Below are 25,606 nucleotides of genomic sequence, written 5' to 3' on the forward strand. Positions count from 1 at the left end.
GATAAGGTTGTGATTCAGGGTCGGTCGCCGGCTTATTTATGACCCAAAAGCGTCAGTAGCACGGCATTCTGGATATGCATCCGGTTTTCTGCCTCATCCATGATGAGGGAGACTGGTCCGTCCATGACCTCCGAGGTGATCTCCAGCTCCCGGTGCGCCGGCTGGCAATGCAGCACATGCTGGATGCCGGTGCGATCGAGCAGAGCCTGGTTGATCTGATAAGGCATGAAGATATCTTTTACCTGCTCCATTGGTGTGTTGTCACCCATGGAAACCCAGGTGTCGGTATAAACCACGTCGAAGCCTTCGATGGCACCCACGTCATCGCTGATGTTGATGTGCGCGCCAGATTGTGCCGCCAGCGCCTGGGCCTGCAGGAAGATCTGGGTATCCGGGCCGTGGCCTTTCGGGCAGACCAGAGTCACATCGGTGCCGAGTGTCGCCCCCAACAGCAGCAGGGAGTGGCTGACGTTGTTGCCATCGCCCAGATACGCCAGCTTCACCTTGGAGAGATCGCTGTAGTGCTCGCTGATGGTCATGAAGTCCGCCAGCCCCTGGCAGGGGTGGTAGAGGTTGCACAGGCTGTTCACCACCGGCACAGAACCATGCTCCGCCAGCTCGACCAGGGTCTGGTGATCGAACACCCGCGCGACGATGGCGTCACACCAGCGCGACAGGTTGGCGGCGAAATCCTTCACCGATTCCCGCTTGCCGAGCGCGCCGTTCTGCTGATCCAGGTAGACGCTGTGACCGCCGAGCCGGGCGATGCCGATGTCGAAGGTGACCCGGGTGCGCAGGGAGGGCTTCTCGAACAGGGTGACCACGCTCTTGCCCGCCAGCGCCTGACTGTACTTCTTGGGGTCCGCCTTGACCGATTTGCCCAGGGCAATCAGCGCCTCTATCTGGGCCTTGCTCAAGTCACTGTCTTTCAGAAGATGTTGCATCGGATGTTCCTTTTTCCGGTCAGGGTTAGAGGGTGACTTGGGTGCCGACGGCGCCGCCCGCCAGCAGCTTGAGCAGTTGGTCCGGGTAGCGCCAGCTGGCGACACAGACAGGTTTGCCAAGCGTCTCTGCGGCATGCAGCGCGGCCTTCACCTTGACCGCCATGCCATCGCGAATAACGCCCTTCTCCATCAGGTCCAGCGCGCTCTGTTTGTCCAGTTGCGGCACCAGCTTGCCCTTGCCATCCAGGATGCCGCTCACATCCGACAGCATCACCAGATCGGCACCCAGCGCCTCGGCAATCGCCGTGGCCGCCTGATCCGCATTGACGTTCATCAGCTGGCCGTCGGCGGTGATGCCGATGGAGCTCACCACCGGCAGGAAGCCCTGCCCCAGGATGCCGGCCACCAGCGCCGGGTTGCCCGGCTGGCAGTCACCCACGGCGCCGAGATCCGGGTCGAGCTGGGTCACCTGGCAGAGGCCGCCGTCGGCGAGGCAGAGCCCCACGGCAGGGATACCGGTGGCGATGGCCTTGGCCATCATCATCTTGTTCGCGGTGCCCGCCAGGGCCCCGGCGATGAAGGGGATCTGCTCGAACGGGGTGACCCGCAGGCCGTTCTTCTTGGTGGAGGTCATCCCCAGCCCCTTGAGCAGGTCATCCACCAGGCAGCCACCACCGTGCACCAGCACCAGGGGACGGTGCTGATCGTCCAGGAAGGTTTTCAGGGTGGCGAACAGGGCGGTCAGGGCCTCGTCGTTCTCGATCAGGGCGCCGCCCAACTTGATTACCAGCGTCTGCTTGTCCATCTTCTCGATCCTTCCTTAAAGCGTTAAATCAGGCCGGTGGCCGGTTCAAAACCAAACTTGATATTTATGCACTGCATCGCCTGGGAGGCGGCGCCCTTGAGCAGGTTGTCGATGGCACAGACCACCACCAGCATGTTGCCCTGCTGCTGCCAGGCGAGGTCGCAGTAAGGGGTATTGGCCACGCCACGGATGGAGGGCATCTGGCCGGTGAGGCGCACCAGGGGCTTGCCCTCATAGGCCTTGAGATAGGCTTGATCCACCTGGGTCTGCGTCACCCCATCCGCCAGTTGCACATAGATGGTGGCCAGTATGCCCCGCACATAGTTGCCAAGGTGGGGCTGGAACAGCACCCCCTTGCCGAGGTGGTGACTGATCTCCGGCTGGTGTCTGTGATTGAAGGTGCCGTAGGGGCTCAAGCTCACCTCGCAGAAGCTGGTGTTGATGGCAGCCTTGCGACCGGCTCCGGAGACACCGGAAACCGCGTTGATGATGGGCTGCCATACCTCGGCAATCAGACCGGCCTGCTGCAGCGGCTTGAGGGCGCAGAGGGAGGCGGTCGGATAGCAACCGGGCACCGCAATCAGCTGGGCAGCGGCAATGGCATCGGCATTCCACTCCGCCAGACCGTAGACGGCCTGTTCCAGCCACTGCTCGCTGTCGTGGGTGAAGCCGTAGAAGGAGGCGTAGAACCCCTGATCCTTGACCCGGAAGGCGCCGGAGAGATCGAACACCGGCAGCCCCTTGGCCAGGAACTTGGGGGCAAGCTCGGCGCTCACCTCGTGGGCGGTGGCCAGCAGCACCAGATCGGCCTGGGTCAGGATCCGGGTCATGCCGTCCTCGTCCAGCGGCAGCAGCGGCTGATCCAGCTCACCGACCCACTGGGGATGCAGGGAAGAGAAACGCTTGTGGGCGTCCTGGCTGCCGGCGGAGACATAGAGGCCGAACAGCTTGAGTTCTGGATGGTTCTGGACCAGTGCGGCCAGTTCGGCCCCCGCGTAGCCACTGGCACCGACGATAACGGTATTGAGCATGTTTGAGTATTCCAAGTCTGGGTTCGAAATTCACAGCGTGGTGCTGCGGTGCAAGGGGTCGGCTATCGCCCCCTGGATGCAACGAGTGCGGAGGGGCAATTCAGGCGGATATGCGTCGTCGGTTACAGATCAGGTGACAGAACATTAACTTTCCCTTACAACTAGAAGCCTTGTTGATGAGCACTTGAAAAGAATATTCATGCACTCACTTTGCATTTGTATTTTCTAACAGAAACACTCCGGGGACGCAAGGAGGAGCTGATGGCCAATCTGGATTTTTTTTCACTTTATAAGAATATTATTGCGATTCCTTCTATCAGCAGCACGGATCCTCGCTGGGATCAGAGCAACGAGGCGGTGATCCGGCTGCTGGCCGACTGGTTCGGCCAGCTCGGCTTCCAGTGCGAGGTGACGGCATTGCCCGACCTGCCGGGCAAATTCAACCTGGTGGCGACCTATGGCCAGGGGGAAGGGGGGCTGCTGCTGGCAGGTCACACCGATACTGTGCCGTTCGACGAGGGAGGCTGGAGCAAGGATCCCTTCAAGGTAACCGAGGAGGGCAACCGCCTGTACGGGCTCGGCACCATCGACATGAAGGGCTTCTTCGCCTTCATCGTGGAGGCGCTGAAAGATATCGATCTGACCACCCTCAGCAAGCCACTGCGCATTCTGGCCACCGCCGACGAGGAGACCACCATGGCGGGGGCCCGCGCCATCGCCGCGGCGGCCGAGATCAAACCCGACTATGCGGTGATCGGTGAACCGACCGGCCTGGTGCCAGTAGTGGCTCACAAGGGTCACATGTCGGAGGCCATTCGCATCACAGGCCGAAGCGGTCACAGCTCGGATCCCGCCAACGGGGTCAACGCTCTGGAGATCATGCACCAGGCCATGGGGCAAGTGCTCAAGCTGCAACACAGCCTGAAAGAGAAGTACGCCGACCACAGATTCGCGGTGCCCCAGCCCACGTTGAATCTGGGCTACATCCAGGGGGGCGACAGCCCGAACCGCATCTGCGGCTGCTGCGAGCTGCACATCGACATGAGGCCCACCCCTCAGGTGGGGCCGGATGAACTGATGGGCCTGCTCAAAGAGGCGCTCTCCCCCATCGAAGTTCACCAGCCGGGCTGCCTGCACCTGCAACACCTGCACGAACCCATTCCGGCCTATGCCTGCGAGGACGGCTCCGATCTGGTACGCGAGGCCGAGCGGGCGAGCGGTCGGGCCGCCGAATCCGTGAACTATTGTACCGAGGCCCCCTTTATCCAGCAGTTGGGATGCCAGACCATAGTGATGGGCCCGGGCCATATCACTCAGGCCCATCAGCCCGATGAATACCTGGATCTCTCGTTCGTCAAACCGACCACGGCGGTGCTGCAGCACCTGATCCGGCGTTTCTGCGCCTAGGTCGAGGGGAATGTAAGTAAGTTACATGACATGCCGCCTCGGGACAGGTGAGGGAAATACATGTTCTGAATCGGCCTGTTATTTGACCTTGCGCAGACAATCTGGGTAGATTGTCCCCCTAAGATGACGGAGCATATGTTGTAATCGCACAACAATAAGTGAGGCTGCCTCTCCCCTCGGAAGGTCAAGGGGCACCAACCAAATAAGGATGTGGAATGAACGAAAAGTACGCCGCCCTACGGGCCAACGTAGGCATGTTGGGCCAACTGCTGGGGAAATCCATCAAGGATCATCAGGGTCAAGCCTTCCTCGACAAGATTGAGACCATTCGTCAACTGGCCAAGTCCTCCCGCAAGGGCAACGAGTCAGACCGGGAACGCCTGCTAGAGACCCTGCGTACTCTCTCCGATGACGAGCTGCTGCCCGTGGCCCGCGCCTTCAGCCAGTTCCTCAATCTGGCCAACGTGGCGGAGCAGTTCCACACCATCTCCCGCCGCTGCGAAGAGCAGGAGTGCACGCCGGACCCGCTTGAGCAGATGTTTGCCAAGCTGAAAGCCTCCAACCTCTCCCAGGAGGCCATCATTCAGGCGGTACGCGAGCTGGACATCGACCTGGTGCTGACCGCCCACCCCACCGAGGTGACCCGTCGCACCCTGATCCACAAGCACGTGCAGCTCAACGACTGCTTGGAAGCGCTGGAGCTCTCCGATCTGCTGCCCCGCGAGCGGGACAAGATCCTCAATCGCATCGAACAGCTGGTCAATCAGGCCTGGCACACCAACGAGATCCGCGAGCAGCGCCCGACCCCGGTGGACGAGGCTAAGTGGGGCTTCGCCGTGGTGGAAAACAGCCTGTGGCCGGCCATTCCCGAATTCATGCGCAATCTGGACGAGCGCCTGCAACACCACCTGGGTGTGCGCCTGCCGCTGGATGCCGCGCCGGTCAAGTTCACCTCCTGGATGGGCGGTGACCGCGACGGCAACCCCTTCGTCACCGCCAAGGTGACCGCCGAGGTGCTGGAGCTGGGTCGCTGGATGGCGGTCAACCTCTTCTACCGCGACATCAAGGAGCTCACCTCCGAGCTCTCCATGGCCGACTGTACCGAGGCCGTGCGCGCCCGGGTCGGTGACAACCCCGAGCCCTACCGCGCCCTGGTGCGCGAGCTACGCGAGCAGCTGCGCGAGACCCAGGAGTTCCTCACCGCCAAGGTGCAGGGTCAGGCGAGCGAGAGCCGCGATCTCATCAAGACCACGGCCCAGCTGCGCGAGCCGCTGGAGCTCTGCTATCACTCCCTGCACGCCTGCGGCATGGGCAACATCGCCGACGGCATGCTGCTGGACGTGCTGCGCAAGCTGGCCTGCTTCGGCATCCATCTGGTCAAGCTGGACATCCGCCAGGACGGTGAGCGTCATGGTCAGGTCTTCTCCGAGCTGACCCGCTACCTCGGCATGGGTGACTACGCCGAGTGGAGCGAGGACGACAAGCAGGCCTTCCTGCTCAACGAACTGAACTCCCGCCGCCCGCTGATCCCCACCGACTGGGCACCGAGCGACGAGACCCGCGAGACCATAGACACCTGCCGGGTGATCGCCGGTCACGACCCCGATGCGTTCGGCATCTACATCATCTCCATGGCCGGTGCACCGTCCGACGTCCTGGCGGTGCAGCTGCTGCTGAAGGAGGCGGGTTGCAAGTTCCGCATGCCGGTCGCCCCGCTGTTCGAGACCCAGGAAGATCTGATGGCAGGTACCGCCGTGATGGATCGCCTGCTGTCGGTGGACTGGTATCGCGGCTACATCCAGGGTCGTCAGTACGTGATGATCGGTTACTCGGATTCCGCCAAGGACGCGGGCATGATGGCCGCCGGCTGGGCCCAGTACGCCGCCATGGAATCCCTGGTGGGGCTGGCTGAAGCCAACAACATCCGCCTGACCCTGTTCCATGGCCGTGGCGGTACCGTCGGTCGCGGCGGCGCCCCCGCCCATCAGGCGATCCTGTCCCAACCGCCGGGATCCCTGCGCGGTGGTCTGCGGGTCACCGAACAGGGCGAGATGATCCGCTTCAAGTTCGGCCTGCCCAAGGTCGCCATCCACAGCCTGAACCTCTACACCAGCGCCGTGCTGGAGGGGAACCTGCTGCCGCCACCCAAGCCCAAGGAGTGCTGGCGCGCCGTGATGGAGCAGCTGGCCACCGTCTCCTGCGATCACTACCGCAGCATAGTGCGTGGCCACCCGGACTTTGTGCCCTACTTCCGCGCCGCCACCCCGGAGATGGAGCTCGGCAAGCTGCCGCTCGGTTCCCGTCCCGCCAAGCGCAAGCCCAACGGCGGCGTCGAGAGCCTGCGCGCCATCCCCTGGATCTTCGCCTGGACCCAGAACCGGCTGATGCTGCCGGCCTGGCTCGGTGCCCACAAGGGTCTGCAGCAGGCCATAGATGACGGTCAGAAGAGCGTGCTGGACGAGATGAGCCGCCAGTGGCCCTTCTTCCGCACCCGCCTCGAGATGCTGGAGATGGTGTTCCTCAAGGCCGACCTCTGGCTGGCGGAGTACTACGACACCCGTCTGGTGCCCAAAGAGCTGTGGGCCCTCGGCAAGCAACTGCGTCAGGAGCTCTCCGACTCCATCCAGGTGGTGCTGGAGCTGCGCCCGCAGGGAGACCTGCTGGACGACCAGCCCTGGATCAAGGAGTCCATCAAGCTGCGCAACCCCTACACCGACCCGCTCAACGTGCTGCAGGTCGAGCTGCTGGGTCGCTCGCGCAAAAACCCTGAAACTCTGCACCCCGAGCTGGATCAGGCGCTGATGGTCACCATCGCCGGTATCGCCGCCGGCATGCGCAACACGGGTTGATGGCCAGGCCATCAAGCACCTCTTCCTGATATAAAAGGGCGCCTATATGGCGCCCTTTCTGTTTCTGCTGTCCAGCCAGCCTAGGCAATCCGGTTGCGTCCGAGGCGCTTGGCCTCGTAGAGGCGCTGATCCACGCACAACAACCAGTCATCCATGCAGCGGTAGCTCATCTGATAGGGGGTGAGGCCCAGGCTGATGGTGACGGTGATCGTCTGGTGTTGATACAGGAAGCTGTGCTGCTCGACCAGTTGCCGGATGCGCTCCATGATGGCGCGAGCCTCCTCCAGGGTGGTGCCGCGCAGCAGCATGATGAACTCCTCCCCGCCAAACCTCGCCACCAGATCCTGGCTGCGCACCGCCTGCATCAGCAGACGCGCCAGCTCCTCGAGCACAGCATCCCCGGCAAGGTGACCATGCTCATCGTTGATCTGCTTGAAAAAGTCGATATCGATGAGGACCAGGCAGCAGGCTTCTCCCTCGGCCGGATGGCGCTGGATATGATCGAGCAGGACATTCGCCTGGGTGAAGAAGCTGCTGCGGTTGGGCAGCTTGGTGAGAAAGTCGTGCTCGGCGTTGAAGCGCAGCACCCGCTCCATCCGGCTGCGCTCATCCTCCAGATTGCGAGCGTGGATCAGGGTGCCAAGCGCCGTGGTGAGCGGTTCGAGCTGAGTCACCAGGGTTTCGTCGAAGCCACAGGGACGGTTCGCCAGGGCGATCATCCCGATGGCCTCCCCCTTGTGGCGGATGGGGATGCCGAGAAAACTGTCCAGACGGGGGTGCCCCCGGGGGGAGACGCCGCGACTCGCCGGATGACTCGGCAGATCGTTGCAGCACACCAGGGTGTTGTGGGTCACCACGTGGCCGAACAGGTTGTCGAGCTTGCTGAAGATGAGGCCGCCCCGGTTCTGGCGTTGCTGCTCGTACCAGGCGTGGGTCGCCTCATCCCAGGAGACGTTCGAGATGGAGGGGATGTAGAGGCTGGGCAGCCCCTCCTCGTACTGGACGATGCCGATGAAGCCATAGGTGCTCTGGCTGACGCTCAGCAGCCGCTCGAACACGGTGTCGCAGGCGGATGCCAGGTTGCGGTCGAGCAGAAAGCTCTGATGGGCGGCCACGACGATGTCGAACAGCTGGCTCTGCTGCTCGACCCGTTGCTTGGCCAGCACCTCGGAGGTGATGTCGTGGGCCAGCTTGATCACCCCGATCAGGGCCCCCGCTTCGTCGGTGATGGGCATGTAGGTGGCATGGATCCAGAGGGTACCGCCATCGTGCATGACGCGGCGAAACTCCCCCGAGTGGATCTCGCCCTTCAACACGCCCTGCCAGAAGCGTCCGTACTCGGCGTGCAGCTCCGGCGGCAACAGCAGCAGATGGGACTGGCCGACCAGCGCATCGGGGGCATAGCCGAACATGCGGCAGAACAGCAGGTTGACCGACACCATGCGGCCATCCAGATCGAACTCGACCATGCCGTAGGTCCGGTCGAGGGCGGTCAGCCGGGCCAGGGCCTCATAACGATCGAACGTGTCGATATCGCGAGAGCGGATTGCTGGGGTATTCATGGCTACGATTCCTTTCGATCGCCATCGCATCGCGGTGGAATGCGGGAACAAGAGCTCAGATCATAGGATCCGGGATCCGGTTGCGCGAACAGAGGCCCCCATGGGGGGTGAAGGCTGACACTTGCCACATCTGGCCCTCGGGCGCAGACTGTCTGGCCTTGTTCCGGCCCGAGGAGACCCCATGACACCCGCCATCAACCTGCTGAAGAAGCTGAAAATCCCCCACAAGCTCTATCCCTACGAGTGCGAAGCCCACGACGATTTCGGCAAGCATGCCGCGACCCAGCTCGGCCTGCCCCAGGCTCAGGTGTTCAAGACCTTGCTGGCTCACCACGACAAGCAGGCGGTGGTCGCCATAGTCCCCTCCTCCGGCATGTGCAGCCTCAAACAGCTCGCCAAGGCCACCGGCCTCAAGAAGGTGGAGATGATGAAGCCGGCCGATGCCGAGAAGCTGACCGGCTACAAGGTGGGCGGCATCAGCCCGCTGGCCCAGAAGAAGTTGTTGCCGACCGTGCTGGACGACTCCGCCATGGCGTTTGACGAGATCCTGGTGAGTGGCGGCAAGCGCGGCCTCTCGGTCGGGGTGGCGCCCGAGGACATGGTGCGCCTGATGAAGTGGATAGCCGCCCCCATCGGCGAGCACCATGAATGAGTTCACTCATCAAGCAACATCCAGCATGAGAGAGGCCCCGCAATCGGGGCCTCTTGCGTTTTGCCCTTCAGGCCCAAGGGACCACAGGCTTATGGCGTCACCCGGCAGGCGGCGGTGAGCTCGGAGAGGCGCAGCCGCTGGCGCCCCTGCTCGTCGAAGTTGGCATCCGCCAGCCAGGGCTCGAAACAGCCCTTCAAAGCGGGCCACTCGCCGTCTATCACCGAGAACCAGGCGGTATCCCGGCTGTGCCCCTTGTCCACCCGCGCCTGGCGGAAGGTCCCCTCATAGCAAAAACCGAGCCGCAGCGCCGCCTGCCAGGAGGGTCGGTTCAGGGCATTGCACTTCCACTCGTAGCGGCGATACCCCAGGGCGAAGGCATTGGCCATCATCAGCGCCATGGCCGCCGTCGCCAGCCGCGACTGCTGCAGGGCCGGCGAGAAGTGCAGCCAGCCCACCTCCACGCTACCCGCGGCGGGGTCGATGCGCAGGTAGCTGGCGAGCCCCAGCGCCCGGCCGCTCCTCTCATCGACAATGGCATAGAACTGGGGATCGACTTTGGCGGCGACTCCTCGCAGCCAGGCCAGCATGGCCGCCTCATCCTCGAAGGGGCCGCTGGTGAGATAGGTCCACATGGCCCCGCTGTCGGCACTGAAGGCTTGCCACAGGCTGCCGCCGTGGCGCTCGGGATCGAGCGGTTCCAGGCGACAGCCCCAGCCGCTCAGCACGCGGTGAGGAGGAAACTCGGCGCCCCGCCAGTCGGGCAGAGACTCGCCCAGGGGTTGGCCATGGCCGTTGAAGAGGGGTTCAGCAGGCACAGGCGATCCCCCCTTCCAGCAAGACGCCGGCCTCGCTGCCGGTGGCGACGGCGAAGCCGTCCTGGCGCCACCAGTGCAGACCGCCGATCAGCTCCTTGACCCGAAAGCCCAGCGCCGCCAGCTTGTACGCCCCCTGGGTCGAGCCGTTGCAACCGATGCCATCGCAGTAGCAGACATAGACCTTGTCCCGCGACAGCTCCTGAGTGGTCGCCGGGCTCATGGTGCGATGGGGTAAGGAGACGGCCCCCGGGATATGGCCCTCGGCGTAGTGCGCGGGGGAGCGGGTGTCGATGACCACTATGCTGCCCCCCTCGTCCGCCTCCCCGGCCAGCAGATCGGCGGCGAGATCCGCCGGATCGGTGCGAAACTTCAATTGGGCCTCGAAGAAGGCGCTGGCCTCCAGCGGGCTCGCGACCCCGGTACTCAATACATGACTCATGCTGAACCTCCTTGTGATTAGAGCGCTATCTCTGTGGTGACGACCGTGTTGACCGAGTTGGCGATAAAGCACTCCTCGTGGGCCTGGTGGTGCAACCGCTCCAGCGCGGCGAGATCGGGCCGGCGTTCGCCGCCAAACCGCACCCTGGGGCGCAGGGTGACCCGGGTGATGGAGTGGCGACCTTGCTCGTTCTGCTCCATGACGCCGACGGCCTCATCCAGATAGCTCTCCACCAGATAACCCGCCCTGGCGACCAGCCAGAGGAAGGTCAGCATGTGACAGCTGGAGAGGGATGCGACGAAGGCCTCTTCGGGATCCACGTGCTCGGCCACCGAGTAAGGCAAGGGCACCACATGGGGGGAGGAGGAGGCAGGCACCCTGACTCCGCCATCAAACGCCCACTCATGGGCACGGCTGTAACGCTGATCGACAAAGGGCTCGCTGGCCCCTCGCTGCCAACTGATGGTGGCGCTGTATTCCGACATGCAGACTCCTTCTGTAGCCAATGGGATTGCTTCACTTCCTTGCCCACCAATGTAGCGACAAAATGGCCTTGCCACGCCGACCAATTTTGCCAATATGGGCAGACCAATTTATCCGCAACGGGAAGTGTCATGACAGTCCTGCCAACCCTCTTTGCCGACCAGCAGCAAAACGATCTTCCCCTGCACGAACAGTTGGTGCGCACCCTGCGGGAAGCTATATCCGGATGGGGGGGCCATCTGCCCCGCCCCCGCGGAGGCCAATCATGACAGTCCCGCCAACCCTCTTTGCCAATCAGCAGCAAAACGATCTTCCTCTGCACGAACAGCTGGTGCGCACCCTGCGGGAGGCGATATCCGGATGGAGGGGCCATCTGCCCCACCCCCGCGGAGGCCAATCATGACAGTCCTGCCAACCCTCTTTGCCGACCAGCAGCAAAACGATCTTCCCCTGCACGAACAGCTGGTGCGCACCCTGCGGGAGGCAATATTGGCGGGTCATCTGCCGCTGCATGGCAGGCTGCCGGCCAGCCGCATGCTGGCCCGGGATCTCGGCATCTCCCGCAGCACGGTGGAGCTGGCCTATGGCCGGCTGGAGGCGGAAGGGTATCTGGTGCGCAAGGTGGGGGCCGGCAGCTTCGTCGCCCTGGCGGCGGTGCGCCCCGCTCCGCGCCCGCCCCAGTCGGCGGCGGGGCTCTCACGCCGTGGTCAGGAGATGGCGCAAGGGGGGGCCTGCCACGAGGTGCCCGAGGTTGGCAACTCCTTTGCCTCCAGCCAGCCGGATCCCCGCCTCTTTCCCCAGGCACTCTGGGGTCGCCTGATGCAGCAGCAGTGGCGCCAGGGGGCCAGCGACTGGATGAATTACGGGGATCCGCAAGGGCTGGCCACGCTGCGCGCCGCCATCAGCAGCTACCTGGTACAGTCGCGGGGCGTGGTGTGCGAGCCGGAGCAGATCCTGATCCTCACCAGCTCCCAGCAGGGCATATTGCTGGCGACCCAGCTGCTCATCGATGCCGGTGACACCGTCTGGGTGGAGGATCCCGGTTATCCCGGTGCCCGCACCGCCATGGAGAGCGCCGGCGCCCGCATCCACCCGGTGCCGGTGGACGAGGAGGGGCTCAACCCCGCCGGAGAACACCCCAGCCCCAGGCTCATCTACTGCACCCCGGCCCACCAGTACCCCCTCGGGGTCCCCATGAGCCTGAGCCGCCGCATGGCACTGCTGGCGGAGGCCGAGCGGCGCGGCGCCTGGATCCTGGAGGACGACTACGACGGGGAGTACCAGTACGATCAGCGGCCGCTCCCCGCCCTGCAGGGGCTGGATGGCCAGGGGCGCGTCCTCTATGTGGGCACCTTCAGCAAGGTGCTGTTTGGTTCCTTGCGCCTCGCCTACCTGGTCTTGCCGCGCCCCCTGATGGAGGCCTTCAGCCGGGCTCGCGCCGCCGTCGACGGCCACAGCAACCAGTTGCAGCAGGCGGTCACCGCGGACTTCATCCGCGCCGGCCACTTCGCCACTCACCTGCGCCAGAGCCGTCTCGTTTACCAGAGTCGACGGGATCTGCTGCTGGCCGAGCTGGCCGAGCACTGCCCAAGGCTCACCCCCGTCCACAGCGGCGCCGGGTTGCAGTGCGCCGTGCTGCTGCCCGTCGGGGGAGAGGCCCGCTGGACTGAGGCGGCCAACGCCCGGGGGTTGGGGCTGCGCCCCCTGCGTCAGTATCACCTCGCCCCGCCCACCCGGGAGGGCTGGTTGCTCGGCTTCGGCTGCCTCGACAACCAGACCCTGCGCCAGCTGTGCCGCCAGCTGGGCGCCCTGATGGAATCGGTCTGAGGTTAGGCCAGAAGAGCCCGGGTCCCATCATCACACTCTGCTGCCTGTTGAGGTCGCAGATAAATGCCGTCTGAGGCCAGGCCCAGAAGTCAGAGGCGTCCGGGCCCCACAATCGCACTGTGTCCCCAGTCGGGTTCGCAGGTAAAAACCGTCTGAAGCCAGGCCCAGAGGTCAGAGGAGCCGGGGGCCAATAGCGCTGTGTCGGCAGGGGGGCCCCGAACTATAATGGGCACACTCCCGTTGTAGAACCCGGCCAAGATGCATCGACTCCTGCTCCTCATGCTCTCCCTCTCCTCCTCCCCGATGGCGGCCACGCGATTTACCCTGCTCAGCCCGGAGAATGAACAGGATGCCCGCATGGACTACTACCGGGAGGCGATGCGACTGGTGCTGGAGAAGACCCGCCAGCAATATGGCGACTACGAGCTGCACGACTCCCTCAAGATGAACAAGGCGCGGATGCGGCTCGAGGTGCAAAAGCCGGGCAGAAATGCCCTCTTCATCATCGACAACTGGCCCCAGAAGACGCCTCACCCCGAGGTCAGCCGGATCCCCTTCCCCATCGATCTCGGCATTCTCGGTTACCGGGTCTGCTTCGTCGGCGCCGACCGCGCCAAGGCGCTGGCCGGGGTCCGCACCCTGGCACAACTGCAGGCGTTCAGTCAGGGAAGTGGCAAGGGGTGGCAGGATGCCGATATCTTGCGCCACAACGGCTTCCAGGTGCAGGAGGTGGACAACTACGAGTCTCTGTTTCGCATGGTGGCCCGGGGCAGGGTCGATCTCTTCTGTCGCGGTGCCAACGAGATACTGGCGGAGTGGGAGGCCCACCACCCCAGGCTGCCGACACTCACCGTCGATCGCCATGTGATCCTCTTCTATCCCTTGATCCACGCCTTCTACAGCCATGTCACCTACCACAAGGAGCGCGAGCGCATCCAGCTCGGCCTGCGGCTGGCCTGGCAGGACGGTTCTCTCAAACGGCTATGGCGCCAGCACTTCCAACCCTCCCTGGCGTTCACCCAGCTGGCTTCGCGCCAGGTGTTCAGGCTGAGCAACCCCCAGTTGCCCGCCGAGGGGAGCGACTACCGATCCTATCTCTATGATCCGGCCCGGGATGCGTTCGGTATTCCCCCCCACGACAAGACAGGCAAGGTCGGCAAGTAGCGCCTAGCCCCGCGCCCCCTGCTCTCGACACAGGGCGAGCCAGGCCTCGGCAGTGCGGGAGAGGTAGCGTTTCGCGGGCCAGATCACCCCGAGTCGCCAACTCAGCTCCGGCAACAGGGGACGCAACACCAGGCCGTCCGGCGTCAGTCGCCGACAGATGGGCTCGGGCAAAAAGGCGACCCCCATGCCGCTGCGCACCATGGCGGTGAGAAAATCCCACTGGCTGCTTCGCGCCGCCACCTGGGGCACGAAGCCCGCCTGCTGACAGGCCTGCTCCAGTCGCTCGCTCAGGGTGAAGGCCTGGGTGTAGAGCAGGAAGGGCTCCTCCTGCAGATCCGCCAGCCGGATCTCGCTGTCCCCGCGCCAGCGGGGCAGGTCCGGCAGCACCACCTGAATGGGATAGCAGTCCAGATCCAGGGCGCTCAGCACCCCCTCTTCCCTGGTCGGCAACATGGTGATGGCGAGATCCAGCTCCCCCTCCAGCACCGCCTGCTCGATGCGGCGCCCGCCGTACTCGACGATGGAGAGCTCCACCCTGGGGTAGCGGCTGCGGTAGGCGCGGATGAGATCCGCATAGACGTGGCCCACCATGGGGGGTATGCCGAGCGCCAGGCGCCCGTGCTGCAGGCTCTGCAGATCCGCAAGCTCCGCCTCCAGCTGCTGCATCTGGGCCAGGATCAGCTGGCCACGGGCAAACAGCACCTGGCCGCTGTCGGTCAGGGTGAAGCTGTGTCCCTCCCGATTGAGCAGGGGCTGGCCCAGCTCCTCCTCCATGTTGCGGATCATCTTGCTGATGGTGGGCTGGGTGACGAACAGCTTCTCGGAGGCGCGGGTGAAGCTCTTCTCCCGCACCAGTTCGACAAAGTAACGCAGGGCTCGGATATCCATGGGACGCTCGTCTGGGGTGATTGCCAAATAATGCCAATTTGGCATATTTTTCATAATTTAAATTCATTTTTTGCAGGTTTGGCCCCCACTTATACTGTGACCAGGTTCACAGAAAGACGCCCATCATGAAAGCCTTCTGCCTTCGCTGGTTGCAAACCCCCTTCCAAATCGCCCTGCTGGCGGCCATCTGGCTGCTGGCCGACACCGCGGTACGCACCTTCCACCTGCCCCTGCCCGCCAACCTCACCGGCATGCTGTTGCTGCTGGTCTGCATCCTGCTCGGGGTGGTCAAGGCCCAGTGGTTCAGCGCAGGGGCCCGCTGGCTGTTGGCAGAGATGCTGCTGTTCTTCGTCCCCGCCGTGGTAGCCGTGGTCAACTATCAGGATCTGCTGCTGCAGGAGGGGTGGCGCATCATGGTGGTGCTGGTGACAAGCACTGTGCTGGTGCTCGGCACCACGGCCCTGGTGGTGGACAGGGTCTATCGCCTGGAGCTGAAGCTGGCCCGCCGGAGTCGCCGCCATGTCTGACACCCTGCTCGGCCTGCTCTGCTTCGCCCTCACCCTGCTGTTCTACTACGCCAGCAAGTGGCTCTATGGCAAGAAGCGCATCCTGCCCCTGATGCCGCTGCTGCTGGCCCCCGCCCTGCTGGTGGCCGTGGTGGTGCTGTTCCACATCCCCTATCAGGATTACATGGCCGAATCCCACTGGCTGCTCTGGCTGCTGGGCCCGGCCACCGTCGCCTTCGCGGTGCCCGTCTACGAGAACCGCGAGCTGATGCGCCGCCACTGGCTCTCCCTGTCGATGGGGGTGATCGCCTCTGTGGTGATGGCGGTGGGCAGCACAGTGCTGCTGGCACGCTGGCTGAACCTCTCCGAGCTGCTGCAGCGCAGCATGGCCATGCGATCCATCACCACCCCCTTCGCGGTGGAGGCGACCCGATCGGTGGGTGGCAATGCCGATCTCACCGCCCTGTTCGTGGTGCTGACCGGGGTGATCGGCATGGCGGTGGGTGAGAGCGTGCTGACGGTGCTCGCCATCCGCAGCCGCCTCGGCAAGGGGGCGGGTTTCGGCGCCTCCGCCCACGGCGCGGGTACCGCCAGGGCGTACCAGATGGGCAACGAGGAGGGGGTGGTCTCCAGCATGGTGATGATGATAGCCGGCATGGCAACTGTGCTGCTAGCCCCCCTGCTGGGCAAGTTGTTCTGGTAAGGCATTGCGACCCCCAACGAGAAGAGGCGCCCTTGGGCGCCTCTTCTTTGTATCATCCACCAGTCCCTTACAGGCTGGCGCAGATCTGCCACAGATCGTACTGAATGGCGGCGGCCGTCACCTCGCGCCCCGCCCCAGGCCCCTGAATGACCAGCGGATTGGTGCGATAGCTGTCGCTCTCGATGGCAAACACGTTGTCGCAGGGCAGGAGGTTGGCGAACGGATGGTGGGGCTCCAGGGTCTCCAGCCCGACCCGCGCCTTGCCGTCGTGCTCGAAGCGGGCGACGTAGCGCAGCACCTTGCCGACCCGGCGTGCCCCCTCGAACGCGGTCTGGATGGGATCATCCAGCTCCTTGAGCCTGTCCATGAACTGATCCGTGCTCACCTTGCGCAGGGAGACGGGCACCAGGTTCTCCAGCTCGATGTCGGCGGAGTCGAGCTCGAAGCCCGCCTCCCGCGCCAGGATGAGCAGCTTGCGGCGCACGTCCTGACCGGAGAGATCCTCCCGGGGATCCGGCTCGGTCAGGCCGTGCTGCCAGGCCTCGTCCACCAGCTCGGAGAAGGGGCGGCTGCCGTCATACTGCTGGAACAGCCAGGAGAGGGTGCCGGAGAAGATGCCGGAAACTCCCTGGATGCGATCCCCGCTCTGGCGCAGCATCTGGATGCTGGACTGGATGGGCAACCCGGCACCCACGGTGGCGTTGTAGCGCCACTGCACCTGATGATCGCGGCAGGTCTGCTTGATGCGCTGGTAGAACTCGCTGTCGGCGGCGCCAGCAAACTTGTTGGCCGCGATGATGTGGCAGCCGAGCTGGGCGAAGTCCGGGTAGTAGCGGCTCACCGTCTCGCTGGCGGTCATGTCGAGCGCGATCAGGGAGTCAAAACCGTGCTGCTCCAGCTGGGAGAGCAGCTCCGGCCAGATCAGCGGCTTGGGATTGAAGTTGTCACGCACCTTGAGGGGATCCAGCCCTTCCTCATCCAACACGCCCCCCTTGGAGTCGAACACACCGTAGAGGGTGAGCGCCAGATTGAGCTCGTGCTCGAGCCGCGCCTTCTCCCGGGCGTAGAGGCTGAGCCACTGACCCCCTATGTTGCCCTTGCCGAACACCACCAGACCGACCCGGGTCGGACGGCTGAACAGGGCGCTGTGCAGGGCGATAAGCAGCGGCTCCAGCACTACCTGGCGCAGCACGGCCACCAGGCTCAGGCCGTCTCTGGCCACCTGGACGAACTCCAGCGGCTGATCCGCCAGCAGTTGATAGAAGCGGTGACACTGCTCGGCGTTGTCGGTCACCCCTGCGCCCACCAGGGCCACCAGGCTGAACCCTTCCTTCTGGATCAGGCCTGTGAAGCTTCCCTGCAGCTGGAAGTCCCGCAGCACCTCGAAGGCCCCTTGTGCCACCTCCAGGGTATAGGCCAGACGCAGGATCCGCCTATCCGGCTGGCGCTGCAGGGTGAGCGGGTGGAGGCGATGGCGGGCCAGATGGGCCTCGATGGCGGCCACCGTCTGCTCATAGCCGGTCTGGGGCAGCACCTTGAGCTCGATGAGGGCAATCTGATCCACCGAGGAGACGATGCGGGCGCCGCCGGAGCGGGGGGCGCGGCGCAGAATATGGGTGCAGCCCTCGTCCGGGTTGTAGCTGCAGCGCAGGGTGAGGCGCTGGCGGCTGTCGGCCACCGGTTGCAGGGTACGGGAATGGAGCACGGAGGAGCCGAGACGGGCCAGCTCGTTGGCTTCCGCCAGACTCAGGCGCTCCAGCAGACGGGCTTCTTTGACCCGACGCGGGTCGGCGCTGTAGACCCCGGCTACGTCGCTCCAGATGGTGGTGGACTCCCCGTCCGCCAGGGCGGCAAGCAGGCTGGCGCTGTAGTCGGAGCCGTTGCGACCGAGCAGCAATGAGCGCCCCTCCATGTCGGCGGCGATGAAGCCGGTCACGACGATGCGGCCGGGGTGCTCGACCAGGCGGGCCTTGAGCAACTCGCTGGAGATGGCGGTGTTGACCTTGACCAGAGCGCCATCCTCGGCGCGCAGGAAGCTGCGGGCGTCGAGCCAGATGGCCTTGTCGCCGCGACTGGTGAGCAGGGCGGCCAGCAGGCGCGCCGACCACACCTCGCCAAAGGCCAGCAGACCGTTGCGCGCGAAGCGATCGAACTGCCCCTCCAGGGTCTTGGCGATCAGTTGCATGTCGTCGGTCAGCTGCTGGCTCAAGTCGAGCTGCAACTCTCCCCCCAGCAGACCGTCGATCAGGCTCTGCTGATAGGCGTGCAGGGCCGTGATGGCTTCCCCCGCGGCCTCATCACCCGCCTCGGCCAGCTCCACCAGCTGGATCAACCGGTTGGTGGTCTTGCCGGCGGCGGAGACCACCACCAGTTCCCTGCCCCCGCCCTGCTGCTCGGCCTGTTGTTCGAGAATGCTGGCGACCCGGCGATAGCAGACAGGATCCGCCAGGCTGCTGCCGCCAAACTTGTGCACATGACGCCGCTTCAAGGCTCTCTCTGCCGCCACCGCACTCTCTCCTTGTTGTTGCTGTTCCATTACTTCACCTGTTCTGCCTGTTGTGCCAACTGCGCCTGTTCAAAGCCTTGAGCCAGATCGGCCACCAGGTCTTCACCATGCTCTATGCCCACCGAGAGACGCAGCAACTGTGCGCTGATGCCCGCCGCCTGCTGCGCCGCCGGGGTCATGGCCCTGTGGGTCATGCTGGCCGGATGGGCCACCAGACTCTCCACCCCGCCGAGGGATTCCGCCACAGAGAAGAGACGCAGCGCCGCGAGGAAGGCGCGCAGCCCCGTCTCGTTGCAATCGAGTTCAAAACTTAGCATGGCGCCGAAACCGGACTGTTGACGGCGCGCAATCTCGTGGCCCGGATGGCTCGGCAAGCTGGGGTGATAGATTTTTTTGACCAGCGGCTGCTGCTGCAGGAAGGCCAGGATTCTGTCCGTGTTCTCCTGATGGGCACGCAGGCGCGGCGCCAGGGTGCGCAACCCACGCAGGGTGAGGTAGGAGTCGAAGGCCCCCGAGGTGAGCCCCAGACAGTTGGCCCACCACACCAGGGAGTCGGCCAGCTCGGCCTCCTTGGCGATCGCCACCCCGCCCACCACGTCGGAGTGGCCGTTGATGTACTTGGTGGTCGAATGCACCACCACGTCGGCCCCCAGCGAGAGCGGCTGTTGCAGCAGCGGGGAGAGGAAGGTGTTGTCCACCACCACCCTGGCACCCACCTCATGGGAGGCGGCGGCGATGGCGGCCACGTCCACCACCCGCAGCAGCGGGTTGGAGGGGGTCTCTACCCACACCAGGGCCGGCTGCTGCGCCAGGGCATCGGCGAGCGCCGACTCGTCCCCCTGATCGACGAACTGCACCCTGTAATGGCCCTTGGCCGCCAGATACTCGAACAGGCGCCAGGTGCCGCCGTAGCAGTCGTGGGGGGCGATCAGCAGATCCCCCGCCTTGAGCAGGGCCGTGGTCACCAGGTGCACGGCTCCCATGCCGGTACCGGTCACCACGGCGCCAGCGCCCCCTTCCAGGGCCGCCAAGGCGTCCGCCAGATTGGTGCGGGTCGGGTTGCCTGAGCGGGCATAATCGTATTGACGGGGCTCGCCAAAGTCGGCAAAGGTGTAGTTGCTGGAGAGATAGATGGGGGGCACCACGGCACCGTGCTGTGTGTCTGTCTCAATCCCGGTGCGTACCGCCAGGGTGGCCTTGTGGGTCATGTCACTCTCCTTGATGTGTTGCCGGAGCCGGTCCGCCTCGTGGGTCGTCCTGCCCCGCTCTCATTTGCGCTGGCCGGAGTGCCGGCCCATGGTGCATCACACTACGCCACCTTAAAAAAGCCGTCAACACTTCTAGACGTCTAAATGGCTTTGCTGTTGGATTGCCATTGAATTCCTTAAGGGTTAAAATCCGCGCTCACGGCCAAACGAGAACAGGTGGAACATGGGTACAGAGTGGAACGGCGACTACGTCAGCCCCTATGCGGAGCACGGCAAGAAGAGCGAACAGGTCAAGAAGATTACTGTCTCGATCCCGCTCAAGGTGCTGAAGGTGTTGACCGATGAGCGCACCCGTCGCCAGGTGAACAACCTGCGTCATGCGACCAACAGCGAGCTGCTCTGTGAGGCCTTCCTGCACGCATTCACCGGTCAGCCGCTGCCCTGTGACGACGATCTGCGCAAGGACCATCCGGACAGCGTCCCCGCCGAGGCCCGCGCCATCATGGAGGCGCTCGGCAAAGAGATCGAAGATTTCGACGCCGAGTAATCCGGTGGCCCATGGCACATAATCCCCCCTCTTCGATGACGCGGCCCGGTGCCGCGTCATCCTTATCCGCCCCCTGCCCGTTCAGCCTGCGCCGCTACCAGAGCGACACCAGCAGCCACAGCCACGACTTCGCCCAGCTGGTGATCCCCCTGGACGGCCCCCTCGAGATCGAGGTGCAGGGTCAGGGTCGCCGCCTCGCGCCTGGCTTTGCCTGCGTCATCGCCCCCGGCCTTCGCCACGACTACGCCGCCGATCCGGCGCTCTCCTTCCTGGTGCAGGAGAGCCACTGGCTGCCCGAGGCCCTTGGCGAGCGCCCCTTCATCCCCCTGGACGAGCCCCAGCGCCACTACCTCGCCTTCCTGCATCAGATGGTGCGCCAGGGTCGTCATGTGGCCGGCATGGAGCAGGTCTGGCTGGGCCTCCTGGCCCAGGGTCAGGGCATGAGCCCCACCCTGGCCCCCCGCATGACAAGAGTGCAGCGCCACATCGAGGCCAACCTTGCGGCTGCACTGACCAATCAGCAGCTGGCCGCCATCGCCTGCCTCGGCCAGAGCCAGTTCAAGCACGCCTTTCGCCAGCAGTTCGGCATAAGCGCCTCCCACTACATCCGCGGGCGGCGCATGGCGCTGGCACGCACCCTGCTCGCCCAGACCGCCCTGCCTATAGGCGAGGTGGCCAGCCGCTGCGGCTATCAGGATCAGGGTGCCTTCGCCGAGCGTTTCCTGGCCGAGACGGGCCTCACCCCCTCCCGCTGGCGCCAGCAAAACGGCCCGCAGCCATAACAGTCCGGCCCCTTGCCGAAGACAGGGGCTGCCATTTCGAGGCATGCTGGGGCCAATGCAAGGTGTGTGAAAGGAGGAGCCAAGATGCAGACCATAAGCTGGCAGCAGTTCGAGATGGTGGAGCTGAGAGTGGGCACCCTGGTGCGGGTCGAGCCCTTCCCAGAGGCGCGCAAGCCCGCCTACAAGGTGTGGGCGGATTTCGGCCCCGAGCTCGGGGTGCGCAAGAGCAGCGCCCAGATAACGGATCTCTATCAGCCGGAGGATCTGGTGGGGCGCCAGATAGTCGCCGTGGTGAACTTCCCGGCCAAGCAGATAGGTCCCATCCAGTCGGAGTTTCTGCTGACCGGCTTCTACCGGGCCGATGGCGCCGTGGTGATGGCCATCCCGGAGCAGGCGGTGGAGAACGGCGCCAAGCTGGGCTGAGACACTGTGCCCCATGAATGAGAAGAGGCGACCCTGGGGTCGCCTCTTCTCTATTTTTAGCCAACGCGCCGCTGTTACTTCAGCAGGCTGAAGAGCAGGGCCGACACCGAGAGCGAACCGGTCAGCAGGATGAAGCCGTTGGTCCAGCCGTGACGGAAGCGGGCCAGCGCTTCCACCTTGTAGATGGCCACCACCGGCATGATGAAGAGGATCATGGCGATGACGGGGCCGGAGAGGGTCTCCATCAGGCCGAGGATGCCGGGGTTGATGACAGCCGCCCCCCAGATGGCGAAGAACATCAAGGTGATGCCGAGCCGGTCCGCTTTGGCCAGCGATAGCCCTGTGGGCTTGGCAATCAGGCTTTTCAGGCTCTCCCGGGCGCCGAGGAAGTGGCCGAGGAAGGAGGAGCTGATGGCGATGAAGGCGATGAGCGGCCCCAGGGTCACGATCACAGGGTTGTCTGTGATGTTGGCGAGGTAGGAGAGCACGGAGACGTTCTGGGCCTTGGCCTCGGCCAACTGGGCCGGAGAGAGGCTCAACACGCAGGAGAAGACGAAGAAGAGCACGAAGCCCACCAGCATGACGGTGGTGTTGCGCAGGACCAGGCCGCTCTTGGCTTCGGCCTGCTCACCGTATTCCCGGCGCTGCACGTTGGCAAAGCCCGAGATGGCGGCGGCGTGGCTGAAGGCAAACACTGTGACCGGCAGCGCCAGCCAGACGGTGTTGAGGAAGCTGGCCCCCTCGAACGCGGTCACTTCCGGCCAGTGCCACTGGGGAATGAGGTAGCAGGAGAGCGCTGCCAGAATGGCCGCCAACGGGTAGACCATGAAGGCGAAGGCCCGCAGCATCGCCTTCTCCCCCGCCATCATCACGGCGATCATGGCGAACACCAGCAGGCCGGAGAGCATTACCCGGTTCGGGGCATCCATGCCGAGCTGGTTGATCATGAAGCTCTCCACCGTGTTGGTGAGCCCGACGCCGTAGATGAGCAGGATCGGGAAGATGGAGAGGAAGTAGAGCGCCGAGATGAGGCGACCGGCCATCTTGCCGAAGTGTTCCTCGGCCACCTCGGTGAAGTCGGCGTGGGGGCGCGAAGAGGAGAGCACGAAGCGCGCCAGCCCGCGATGGGCCAGGAAGGTCATGGGGCCGGCCAGCACGGCGACGATGACGAGGGGCCAGATGCCCCCCAGACCCAGGTTGATGGGCAGGAACAGGATGCCGGCGCCAACGGCGGTGCCAAACAGGCTGATCACCCAGTGGGTGTCATGGCGGCGCCAGCCAGTGCGGGTGATGGATGGGGAACCAGATAGCTCCCGGGTGACCTCTGCAGATGAACTCATTGATAAACCACTTATATATAGTATTAAAATCTAAAAATATTGTGCTCCTTTAGCATTTAATTCTCAAAAAACGGCATTGGCAGATCTCACTGGCAAAGCCAGGTTCAGCCAGTGAGATTGGGCGGAATTTCCAGTCCGCCCTGTTCGGTTAAACCTTTAAACAGCGAATTAGGCGAAATATAAAACCAAAATATAACCACTGGTCGATTTTTTATTTCGACCAATGCGCAGTTTTCAGAATTACCTGAAAATAGATGCCAACACTTTGGATTTGATTGTTATGATCCACTACAGCAATCCATTTAAGTAGCGAATACACCTGAATATGCCGCGCCAAGCCAGCGGATCACACCAAACAATCAGGCGGCCACTAGGCCGCCTGATTGGATGAACTGGCTACATTTCAACCGACTCAGTGAGTCAGGATCTTGCCCCAGGCGAGATCCGGGTCCCCCATCACGATGAAGTCAGGGTTCTCCAGCGACTCGGTTTCGTTGTAGCTGAGCGGCTGCAACGCCAGGCTGAGGATGCGCCCCCCCGCCGCCTCGACGATGCACTGGGCGGCGGCGGTGTCCCACTCGCCGGTGGGGCCGAGCCGCACATAGCAGTCTGCCGCCCCTTCCGCCACCAGGCAGGACTTGAGGGAGCTGGAGCCAAGCGGGATCAGCTCGTAGTTGATGGCCGGGTTGAGGCGGCGGGTCAGGTTCTCCAGCTTCTGGCGGCGGCTGATGGCCACCACCAGGGAGTCCGGCTGGTCGTGCTCGTGGTGCATGGCACTGATGGGATGCACCTCGCCATTTACCTCCTTGAAGGCGCCGTGGCCGCGTACCGCCCAATAGAGCACATCGGCCTCGGGGGCATAGATGACCCCGAGCACGGGGACATTGTCCCGCACCAGGGCGATCAGGGTGGCGAAATCACCGCTGCCGGCGATGAACTCGCCGGTGCCGTCGAGGGGGTCCACCAGCCAGTATTGCCGCCAGTTGGCACGCTGGCTGAAGGGCACATCAGCCGCCTCTTCGGTCAGCACGGGCACATGGGGGGTGAGCGCCGACAGCGCCTGCTTGAGGTAGGCATCGGCAGCAAGATCGGCACTGGTGACCGGGGTCGCATCCTCCTTCAGCTGACGCTCGAACTGACCGCCGTGATAGATTTCGTGAAGGATACGTCCCGCTTCGCGGGCTATCTCCTTGACCCCAGGTATCCAGGCCAACAACTCCTGCATCTTGTTATCCTCTGTTTTTATTACCTTTACCCACGCTTGGGCTAGCTTTCCTGCTCCGCCAGCCATTTGCTGGCCAGCAGCAGGGCACTGATGCTGCGCGACTCGGTGAAGTCCGGTCGCACCAGCAATTCGTCGATGCGATTGAGGGGCCAGGGGATCACCTCGAGGGGCTCGGGCTCGTCGCCCACCCGCTGCTCGGGGTAGAGATCCCGCGCCAGCAGTATGTCCATCCGGCTGGAAAAATAGCCGGGGGCCAGGGAGACCTGCTTGAGGGGGATCAGGTCACGGGCCCCGAAGCCCGCCTCCTCCATCAACTCCCGGTTGCCCGCCTCGAAGGCATCTTCGCCCGGATCGATCAGCCCCTTGGGGAAGCCCAGCTCGTAGGAGTGAGTGCCCGCCGCGTATTCGCGCACCAGCAGCAGGGTGTGGGCATCGAACAGGGGCACCACCATGACGGCCCCCCGGTTGCCACCGCGCATCCGCTCGTAGACCCGCTCTTCCCCGTTGCTGAATTTCAGGTGCAGGGATTCCACCTTGAACAGCCGACTCTCGGCCACCAGCTCGGCCTTGATGATCTCCGGCTTGCGCTTGTCATGGGCCATGGCCTCGACGCGGACGTGTTCGGGTTTGCACTTGTGGGGGTCACTCATCTGGGCTGACTGCTCGTTAAAAAAGAGTGCTTCAAGAGTAAACGACTCCCCGAGGGAACACCACGGGGCAAGGGCCGGAAAGGTGCCTGAAAAATCCGTTATAATGCGCCCCGTTTTCCCCACCCCGTCCGACACAAAGAGGCCCCATGCCCACCCCACTGCCCTGGCACCAGATAGACACAGTTCTGCTCGACATGGATGGCACCCTGATCGACCTTCATTTTGACAGCCACCTCTGGCAGCAGCTGGTGCCCGAACGCTACGCCGCGCGCCTCGGCCTGCCGCTGGCCGACGCCAAGGCGCAGATCGATGCCCACTATCAGGCCGTCAGCGGCACCCTCGACTGGTACTGCGTCGATTACTGGAGCCGGACCCTCGGGCTCGACATCCGCGCCCTCAAGCAGGAGATACTGGACAAGATCCAGTGGCGGCCCCACGTCATCCCCTTCCTGGCCGCCCTGCGGGCGGCGGGCAAGCAGCTGGTGCTCTTCACCAATGCCCACCCCGCCAGCCTGTCGGTCAAGGATGCTCGCCTCGGTCTCGCCAGCCACCTGGATCTCATGGTGAGCACCCATGAGCTCGGCTGGTCGAAGGAGAGCCAGCACTGCTGGCAGGCGCTGGCAGAACGGCTGGCATTCGATCCGGCCCGCACCCTGTTCGTCGATGACAGCGAGCGGATCCTGCGCGCCGCCGCCGACTACGGCATCGGTTATCAGCTCGCCATCCAGAACCCGGACAGTCGCCAGCCCGAGCAACACATTACCGCCTTCCCGGCGATCCGCGACTACGCCGAGTTATTGCCGCTGGCCGTGTAAATCGGCATTTTACGCATCAATGGGGAAGCCACAGA

At 64.0% G+C, this 25,606-nt stretch carries 24 protein-coding genes; 11 read left to right on the plus strand and 13 right to left on the minus strand.

Features of this window, described 5'->3' with window-relative positions; translation table 11 throughout:
• Window positions 1–32: 32 nt before the first annotated feature.
• The 3 genes from KI797_RS17550 to argC are packed head-to-tail and all read right to left on the minus strand — an operon-like array spanning window position 33 to window position 2,780.
• Window positions 33–944, minus strand: coding sequence for an ornithine carbamoyltransferase (locus KI797_RS17550; protein ID WP_226170360.1), 912 nt, complete (start codon window positions 942–944; stop codon window positions 33–35).
• A gap of 25 nt (window positions 945–969) precedes the next feature.
• On the minus strand, window positions 970–1,749 hold the full coding sequence (gene argB, locus KI797_RS17555; RefSeq protein ID WP_005324857.1) for an acetylglutamate kinase: 780 nt from the start codon (window positions 1,747–1,749) through the stop codon (window positions 970–972).
• Between the two features lie 23 nt (window positions 1,750–1,772).
• The gene (gene argC, locus KI797_RS17560) at window positions 1,773–2,780 is read right to left on the minus strand and encodes an N-acetyl-gamma-glutamyl-phosphate reductase (RefSeq protein ID WP_226170362.1); all 1,008 of its coding nucleotides are present in this window, start codon (window positions 2,778–2,780) and stop codon (window positions 1,773–1,775) included.
• A 261-nt stretch (window positions 2,781–3,041) separates the two neighbouring features.
• Between argC and argE the strand changes: the two genes are divergently transcribed.
• Complete coding sequence (argE, locus tag KI797_RS17565) at window positions 3,042–4,187, plus strand: acetylornithine deacetylase (RefSeq protein WP_182786504.1); 1,146 nt, start codon at window positions 3,042–3,044, stop codon at window positions 4,185–4,187.
• A 215-nt stretch (window positions 4,188–4,402) separates the two neighbouring features.
• Window positions 4,403–7,036, plus strand: coding sequence for a phosphoenolpyruvate carboxylase (gene ppc, locus KI797_RS17570; RefSeq protein ID WP_005324863.1), 2,634 nt, complete (start codon window positions 4,403–4,405; stop codon window positions 7,034–7,036).
• 80 nt (window positions 7,037–7,116) lie between these two features.
• On the opposite strand, the gene KI797_RS17575 is transcribed toward ppc, so the two are convergent.
• A complete protein-coding gene (locus KI797_RS17575; RefSeq protein WP_226170364.1) occupies window positions 7,117–8,598 on the minus strand; it encodes a sensor domain-containing diguanylate cyclase in 1,482 nt (493 codons plus the stop codon).
• 181 nt (window positions 8,599–8,779) lie between these two features.
• Here KI797_RS17575 and ybaK point away from each other — a divergent pair, with 181 nt between their 5' ends.
• On the plus strand, window positions 8,780–9,250 hold the full coding sequence (gene ybaK / locus KI797_RS17580) for a Cys-tRNA(Pro) deacylase (protein WP_005324867.1): 471 nt from the start codon (window positions 8,780–8,782) through the stop codon (window positions 9,248–9,250).
• An 89-nt stretch (window positions 9,251–9,339) separates the two neighbouring features.
• On the opposite strand, the gene KI797_RS17585 is transcribed toward ybaK, so the two are convergent.
• The 3 genes from KI797_RS17585 to KI797_RS17595 are packed head-to-tail and all read right to left on the minus strand — an operon-like array spanning window position 9,340 to window position 10,989.
• The gene (locus tag KI797_RS17585) at window positions 9,340–10,065 is read right to left on the minus strand and encodes a GNAT family N-acetyltransferase (protein WP_226170365.1); all 726 of its coding nucleotides are present in this window, start codon (window positions 10,063–10,065) and stop codon (window positions 9,340–9,342) included.
• The gene (locus KI797_RS17590; RefSeq protein ID WP_171273206.1) at window positions 10,055–10,504 is read right to left on the minus strand and encodes a rhodanese-like domain-containing protein; all 450 of its coding nucleotides are present in this window, start codon (window positions 10,502–10,504) and stop codon (window positions 10,055–10,057) included. Before KI797_RS17590 ends, KI797_RS17585 begins: the two co-directional genes overlap by 11 nt.
• Window positions 10,505–10,521: 17 nt before the next feature.
• Window positions 10,522–10,989 carry an OsmC family protein gene (locus KI797_RS17595; protein ID WP_226170368.1) on the minus strand — a complete coding sequence of 156 codons (468 nt, stop codon included), beginning with the start codon at window positions 10,987–10,989 and terminating at the stop codon, window positions 10,522–10,524.
• Window positions 10,990–11,386: 397 nt separating this feature from the next.
• On the opposite strand from KI797_RS17595, the gene pdxR reads away from it, so the two are divergent.
• Window positions 11,387–12,814: a MocR-like pyridoxine biosynthesis transcription factor PdxR gene (pdxR, locus tag KI797_RS17600; protein ID WP_226170370.1), complete on the plus strand. Its 1,428-nt coding sequence runs from the start codon at window positions 11,387–11,389 to the stop codon at window positions 12,812–12,814.
• A gap of 258 nt (window positions 12,815–13,072) precedes the next feature.
• Window positions 13,073–13,978, plus strand: a complete 906-nt coding sequence (locus tag KI797_RS17605) for a type 2 periplasmic-binding domain-containing protein (RefSeq protein ID WP_226170373.1) — start codon at window positions 13,073–13,075, stop codon at window positions 13,976–13,978.
• A 3-nt stretch (window positions 13,979–13,981) separates the two neighbouring features.
• Here KI797_RS17605 and KI797_RS17610 read toward each other — a convergent pair whose 3' ends face one another.
• Window positions 13,982–14,866: a LysR family transcriptional regulator gene (locus tag KI797_RS17610; protein WP_226170375.1), complete on the minus strand. Its 885-nt coding sequence runs from the start codon at window positions 14,864–14,866 to the stop codon at window positions 13,982–13,984.
• A gap of 125 nt (window positions 14,867–14,991) precedes the next feature.
• Between KI797_RS17610 and KI797_RS17615 the strand changes: the two genes are divergently transcribed.
• Window positions 14,992–15,393 (plus strand): CidA/LrgA family protein, encoded by a 402-nt coding sequence (locus KI797_RS17615; protein WP_042648380.1) that lies wholly within the window; start codon window positions 14,992–14,994, stop codon window positions 15,391–15,393.
• Window positions 15,386–16,075 (plus strand): LrgB family protein, encoded by a 690-nt coding sequence (locus KI797_RS17620; protein ID WP_226170377.1) that lies wholly within the window; start codon window positions 15,386–15,388, stop codon window positions 16,073–16,075. Before KI797_RS17615 ends, KI797_RS17620 begins: the two co-directional genes overlap by 8 nt.
• A gap of 67 nt (window positions 16,076–16,142) precedes the next feature.
• On the opposite strand, the gene KI797_RS17625 is transcribed toward KI797_RS17620, so the two are convergent.
• Together KI797_RS17625 and metB are read right to left on the minus strand one after the other, a co-directional pair.
• Window positions 16,143–18,611, minus strand: coding sequence for a bifunctional aspartate kinase/homoserine dehydrogenase II (locus tag KI797_RS17625; RefSeq protein ID WP_226170379.1), 2,469 nt, complete (start codon window positions 18,609–18,611; stop codon window positions 16,143–16,145).
• A complete protein-coding gene (metB, locus tag KI797_RS17630; RefSeq protein WP_226170381.1) occupies window positions 18,611–19,789 on the minus strand; it encodes a cystathionine gamma-synthase in 1,179 nt (392 codons plus the stop codon). The genes KI797_RS17625 and metB overlap by 1 nt, the downstream gene beginning before the upstream one ends.
• Window positions 19,790–20,012: 223 nt before the next feature.
• On the opposite strand from metB, the gene metJ reads away from it, so the two are divergent.
• From metJ to KI797_RS17645, 3 genes are all read left to right on the plus strand, one after another.
• Window positions 20,013–20,336, plus strand: a complete 324-nt coding sequence (gene metJ / locus KI797_RS17635) for a met regulon transcriptional regulator MetJ (RefSeq protein WP_005327165.1) — start codon at window positions 20,013–20,015, stop codon at window positions 20,334–20,336.
• A 35-nt stretch (window positions 20,337–20,371) separates the two neighbouring features.
• A complete protein-coding gene (locus KI797_RS17640) occupies window positions 20,372–21,118 on the plus strand; it encodes an AraC family transcriptional regulator (RefSeq protein WP_171274322.1) in 747 nt (248 codons plus the stop codon).
• An 84-nt stretch (window positions 21,119–21,202) separates the two neighbouring features.
• On the plus strand, window positions 21,203–21,541 hold the full coding sequence (locus KI797_RS17645; RefSeq protein WP_005327160.1) for a tRNA-binding protein: 339 nt from the start codon (window positions 21,203–21,205) through the stop codon (window positions 21,539–21,541).
• A 74-nt stretch (window positions 21,542–21,615) separates the two neighbouring features.
• On the opposite strand, the gene KI797_RS17650 is transcribed toward KI797_RS17645, so the two are convergent.
• The 3 genes from KI797_RS17650 to nudE form a co-directional block, all read right to left on the minus strand.
• Window positions 21,616–22,881, minus strand: coding sequence for an aromatic amino acid transport family protein (locus tag KI797_RS17650; protein ID WP_226170383.1), 1,266 nt, complete (start codon window positions 22,879–22,881; stop codon window positions 21,616–21,618).
• A gap of 412 nt (window positions 22,882–23,293) precedes the next feature.
• A complete protein-coding gene (cysQ, locus tag KI797_RS17655) occupies window positions 23,294–24,106 on the minus strand; it encodes a 3'(2'),5'-bisphosphate nucleotidase CysQ (protein WP_106885762.1) in 813 nt (270 codons plus the stop codon).
• Between the two features lie 41 nt (window positions 24,107–24,147).
• Window positions 24,148–24,756 (minus strand): ADP compounds hydrolase NudE, encoded by a 609-nt coding sequence (nudE, locus tag KI797_RS17660; RefSeq protein ID WP_226170385.1) that lies wholly within the window; start codon window positions 24,754–24,756, stop codon window positions 24,148–24,150.
• A 146-nt stretch (window positions 24,757–24,902) separates the two neighbouring features.
• On the opposite strand from nudE, the gene yrfG reads away from it, so the two are divergent.
• Window positions 24,903–25,571 carry a GMP/IMP nucleotidase gene (gene yrfG, locus KI797_RS17665; RefSeq protein ID WP_218410086.1) on the plus strand — a complete coding sequence of 223 codons (669 nt, stop codon included), beginning with the start codon at window positions 24,903–24,905 and terminating at the stop codon, window positions 25,569–25,571.
• Window positions 25,572–25,606: the final 35 nt, after the last annotated feature.

It is taken from the genome of Aeromonas media (assembly GCF_020423125.1).
In the GTDB taxonomy this organism is placed as follows: domain Bacteria; phylum Pseudomonadota; class Gammaproteobacteria; order Enterobacterales; family Aeromonadaceae; genus Aeromonas; species Aeromonas media.

Bases quoted from the DNA above. Each gene is read 5' to 3' on its own strand.
- metB (WP_226170381.1), bottom strand. From the start codon at position 19,789: ATGACCCACAAGGCCACCCTGGCGGTACGCACCGGGATTGAGACAGAC.
- cysQ (WP_106885762.1), bottom strand. From the start codon at position 24,106: ATGCAGGAGTTGTTGGCCTGGATACCTGGGGTCAAGGAGATAGCCCGC.
- argC (WP_226170362.1), bottom strand. From the start codon at position 2,780: ATGCTCAATACCGTTATCGTCGGTGCCAGTGGCTACGCGGGGGCCGAA.
- nudE (WP_226170385.1), bottom strand. From the start codon at position 24,756: ATGAGTGACCCCCACAAGTGCAAACCCGAACACGTCCGCGTCGAGGCC.
- yrfG (WP_218410086.1), top strand. From the start codon at position 24,903: ATGCCCACCCCACTGCCCTGGCACCAGATAGACACAGTTCTGCTCGAC.
- ppc (WP_005324863.1), top strand. From the start codon at position 4,403: ATGAACGAAAAGTACGCCGCCCTACGGGCCAACGTAGGCATGTTGGGC.
- KI797_RS17640 (WP_171274322.1), top strand. From the start codon at position 20,372: ATGACGCGGCCCGGTGCCGCGTCATCCTTATCCGCCCCCTGCCCGTTC.
- KI797_RS17620 (WP_226170377.1), top strand. From the start codon at position 15,386: ATGTCTGACACCCTGCTCGGCCTGCTCTGCTTCGCCCTCACCCTGCTG.
- argE (WP_182786504.1), top strand. From the start codon at position 3,042: ATGGCCAATCTGGATTTTTTTTCACTTTATAAGAATATTATTGCGATT.
- metJ (WP_005327165.1), top strand. From the start codon at position 20,013: ATGGGTACAGAGTGGAACGGCGACTACGTCAGCCCCTATGCGGAGCAC.
- KI797_RS17575 (WP_226170364.1), bottom strand. From the start codon at position 8,598: ATGAATACCCCAGCAATCCGCTCTCGCGATATCGACACGTTCGATCGT.
- KI797_RS17625 (WP_226170379.1), bottom strand. From the start codon at position 18,611: ATGGAACAGCAACAACAAGGAGAGAGTGCGGTGGCGGCAGAGAGAGCC.
- pdxR (WP_226170370.1), top strand. From the start codon at position 11,387: ATGACAGTCCTGCCAACCCTCTTTGCCGACCAGCAGCAAAACGATCTT.
- KI797_RS17650 (WP_226170383.1), bottom strand. From the start codon at position 22,881: ATGAGTTCATCTGCAGAGGTCACCCGGGAGCTATCTGGTTCCCCATCC.
- KI797_RS17550 (WP_226170360.1), bottom strand. From the start codon at position 944: ATGCAACATCTTCTGAAAGACAGTGACTTGAGCAAGGCCCAGATAGAG.
- KI797_RS17610 (WP_226170375.1), bottom strand. From the start codon at position 14,866: ATGGATATCCGAGCCCTGCGTTACTTTGTCGAACTGGTGCGGGAGAAG.
- KI797_RS17605 (WP_226170373.1), top strand. From the start codon at position 13,073: ATGCATCGACTCCTGCTCCTCATGCTCTCCCTCTCCTCCTCCCCGATG.
- ybaK (WP_005324867.1), top strand. From the start codon at position 8,780: ATGACACCCGCCATCAACCTGCTGAAGAAGCTGAAAATCCCCCACAAG.
- KI797_RS17645 (WP_005327160.1), top strand. From the start codon at position 21,203: ATGCAGACCATAAGCTGGCAGCAGTTCGAGATGGTGGAGCTGAGAGTG.
- KI797_RS17615 (WP_042648380.1), top strand. From the start codon at position 14,992: ATGAAAGCCTTCTGCCTTCGCTGGTTGCAAACCCCCTTCCAAATCGCC.
- argB (WP_005324857.1), bottom strand. From the start codon at position 1,749: ATGGACAAGCAGACGCTGGTAATCAAGTTGGGCGGCGCCCTGATCGAG.
- KI797_RS17590 (WP_171273206.1), bottom strand. From the start codon at position 10,504: ATGAGTCATGTATTGAGTACCGGGGTCGCGAGCCCGCTGGAGGCCAGC.
- KI797_RS17595 (WP_226170368.1), bottom strand. From the start codon at position 10,989: ATGTCGGAATACAGCGCCACCATCAGTTGGCAGCGAGGGGCCAGCGAG.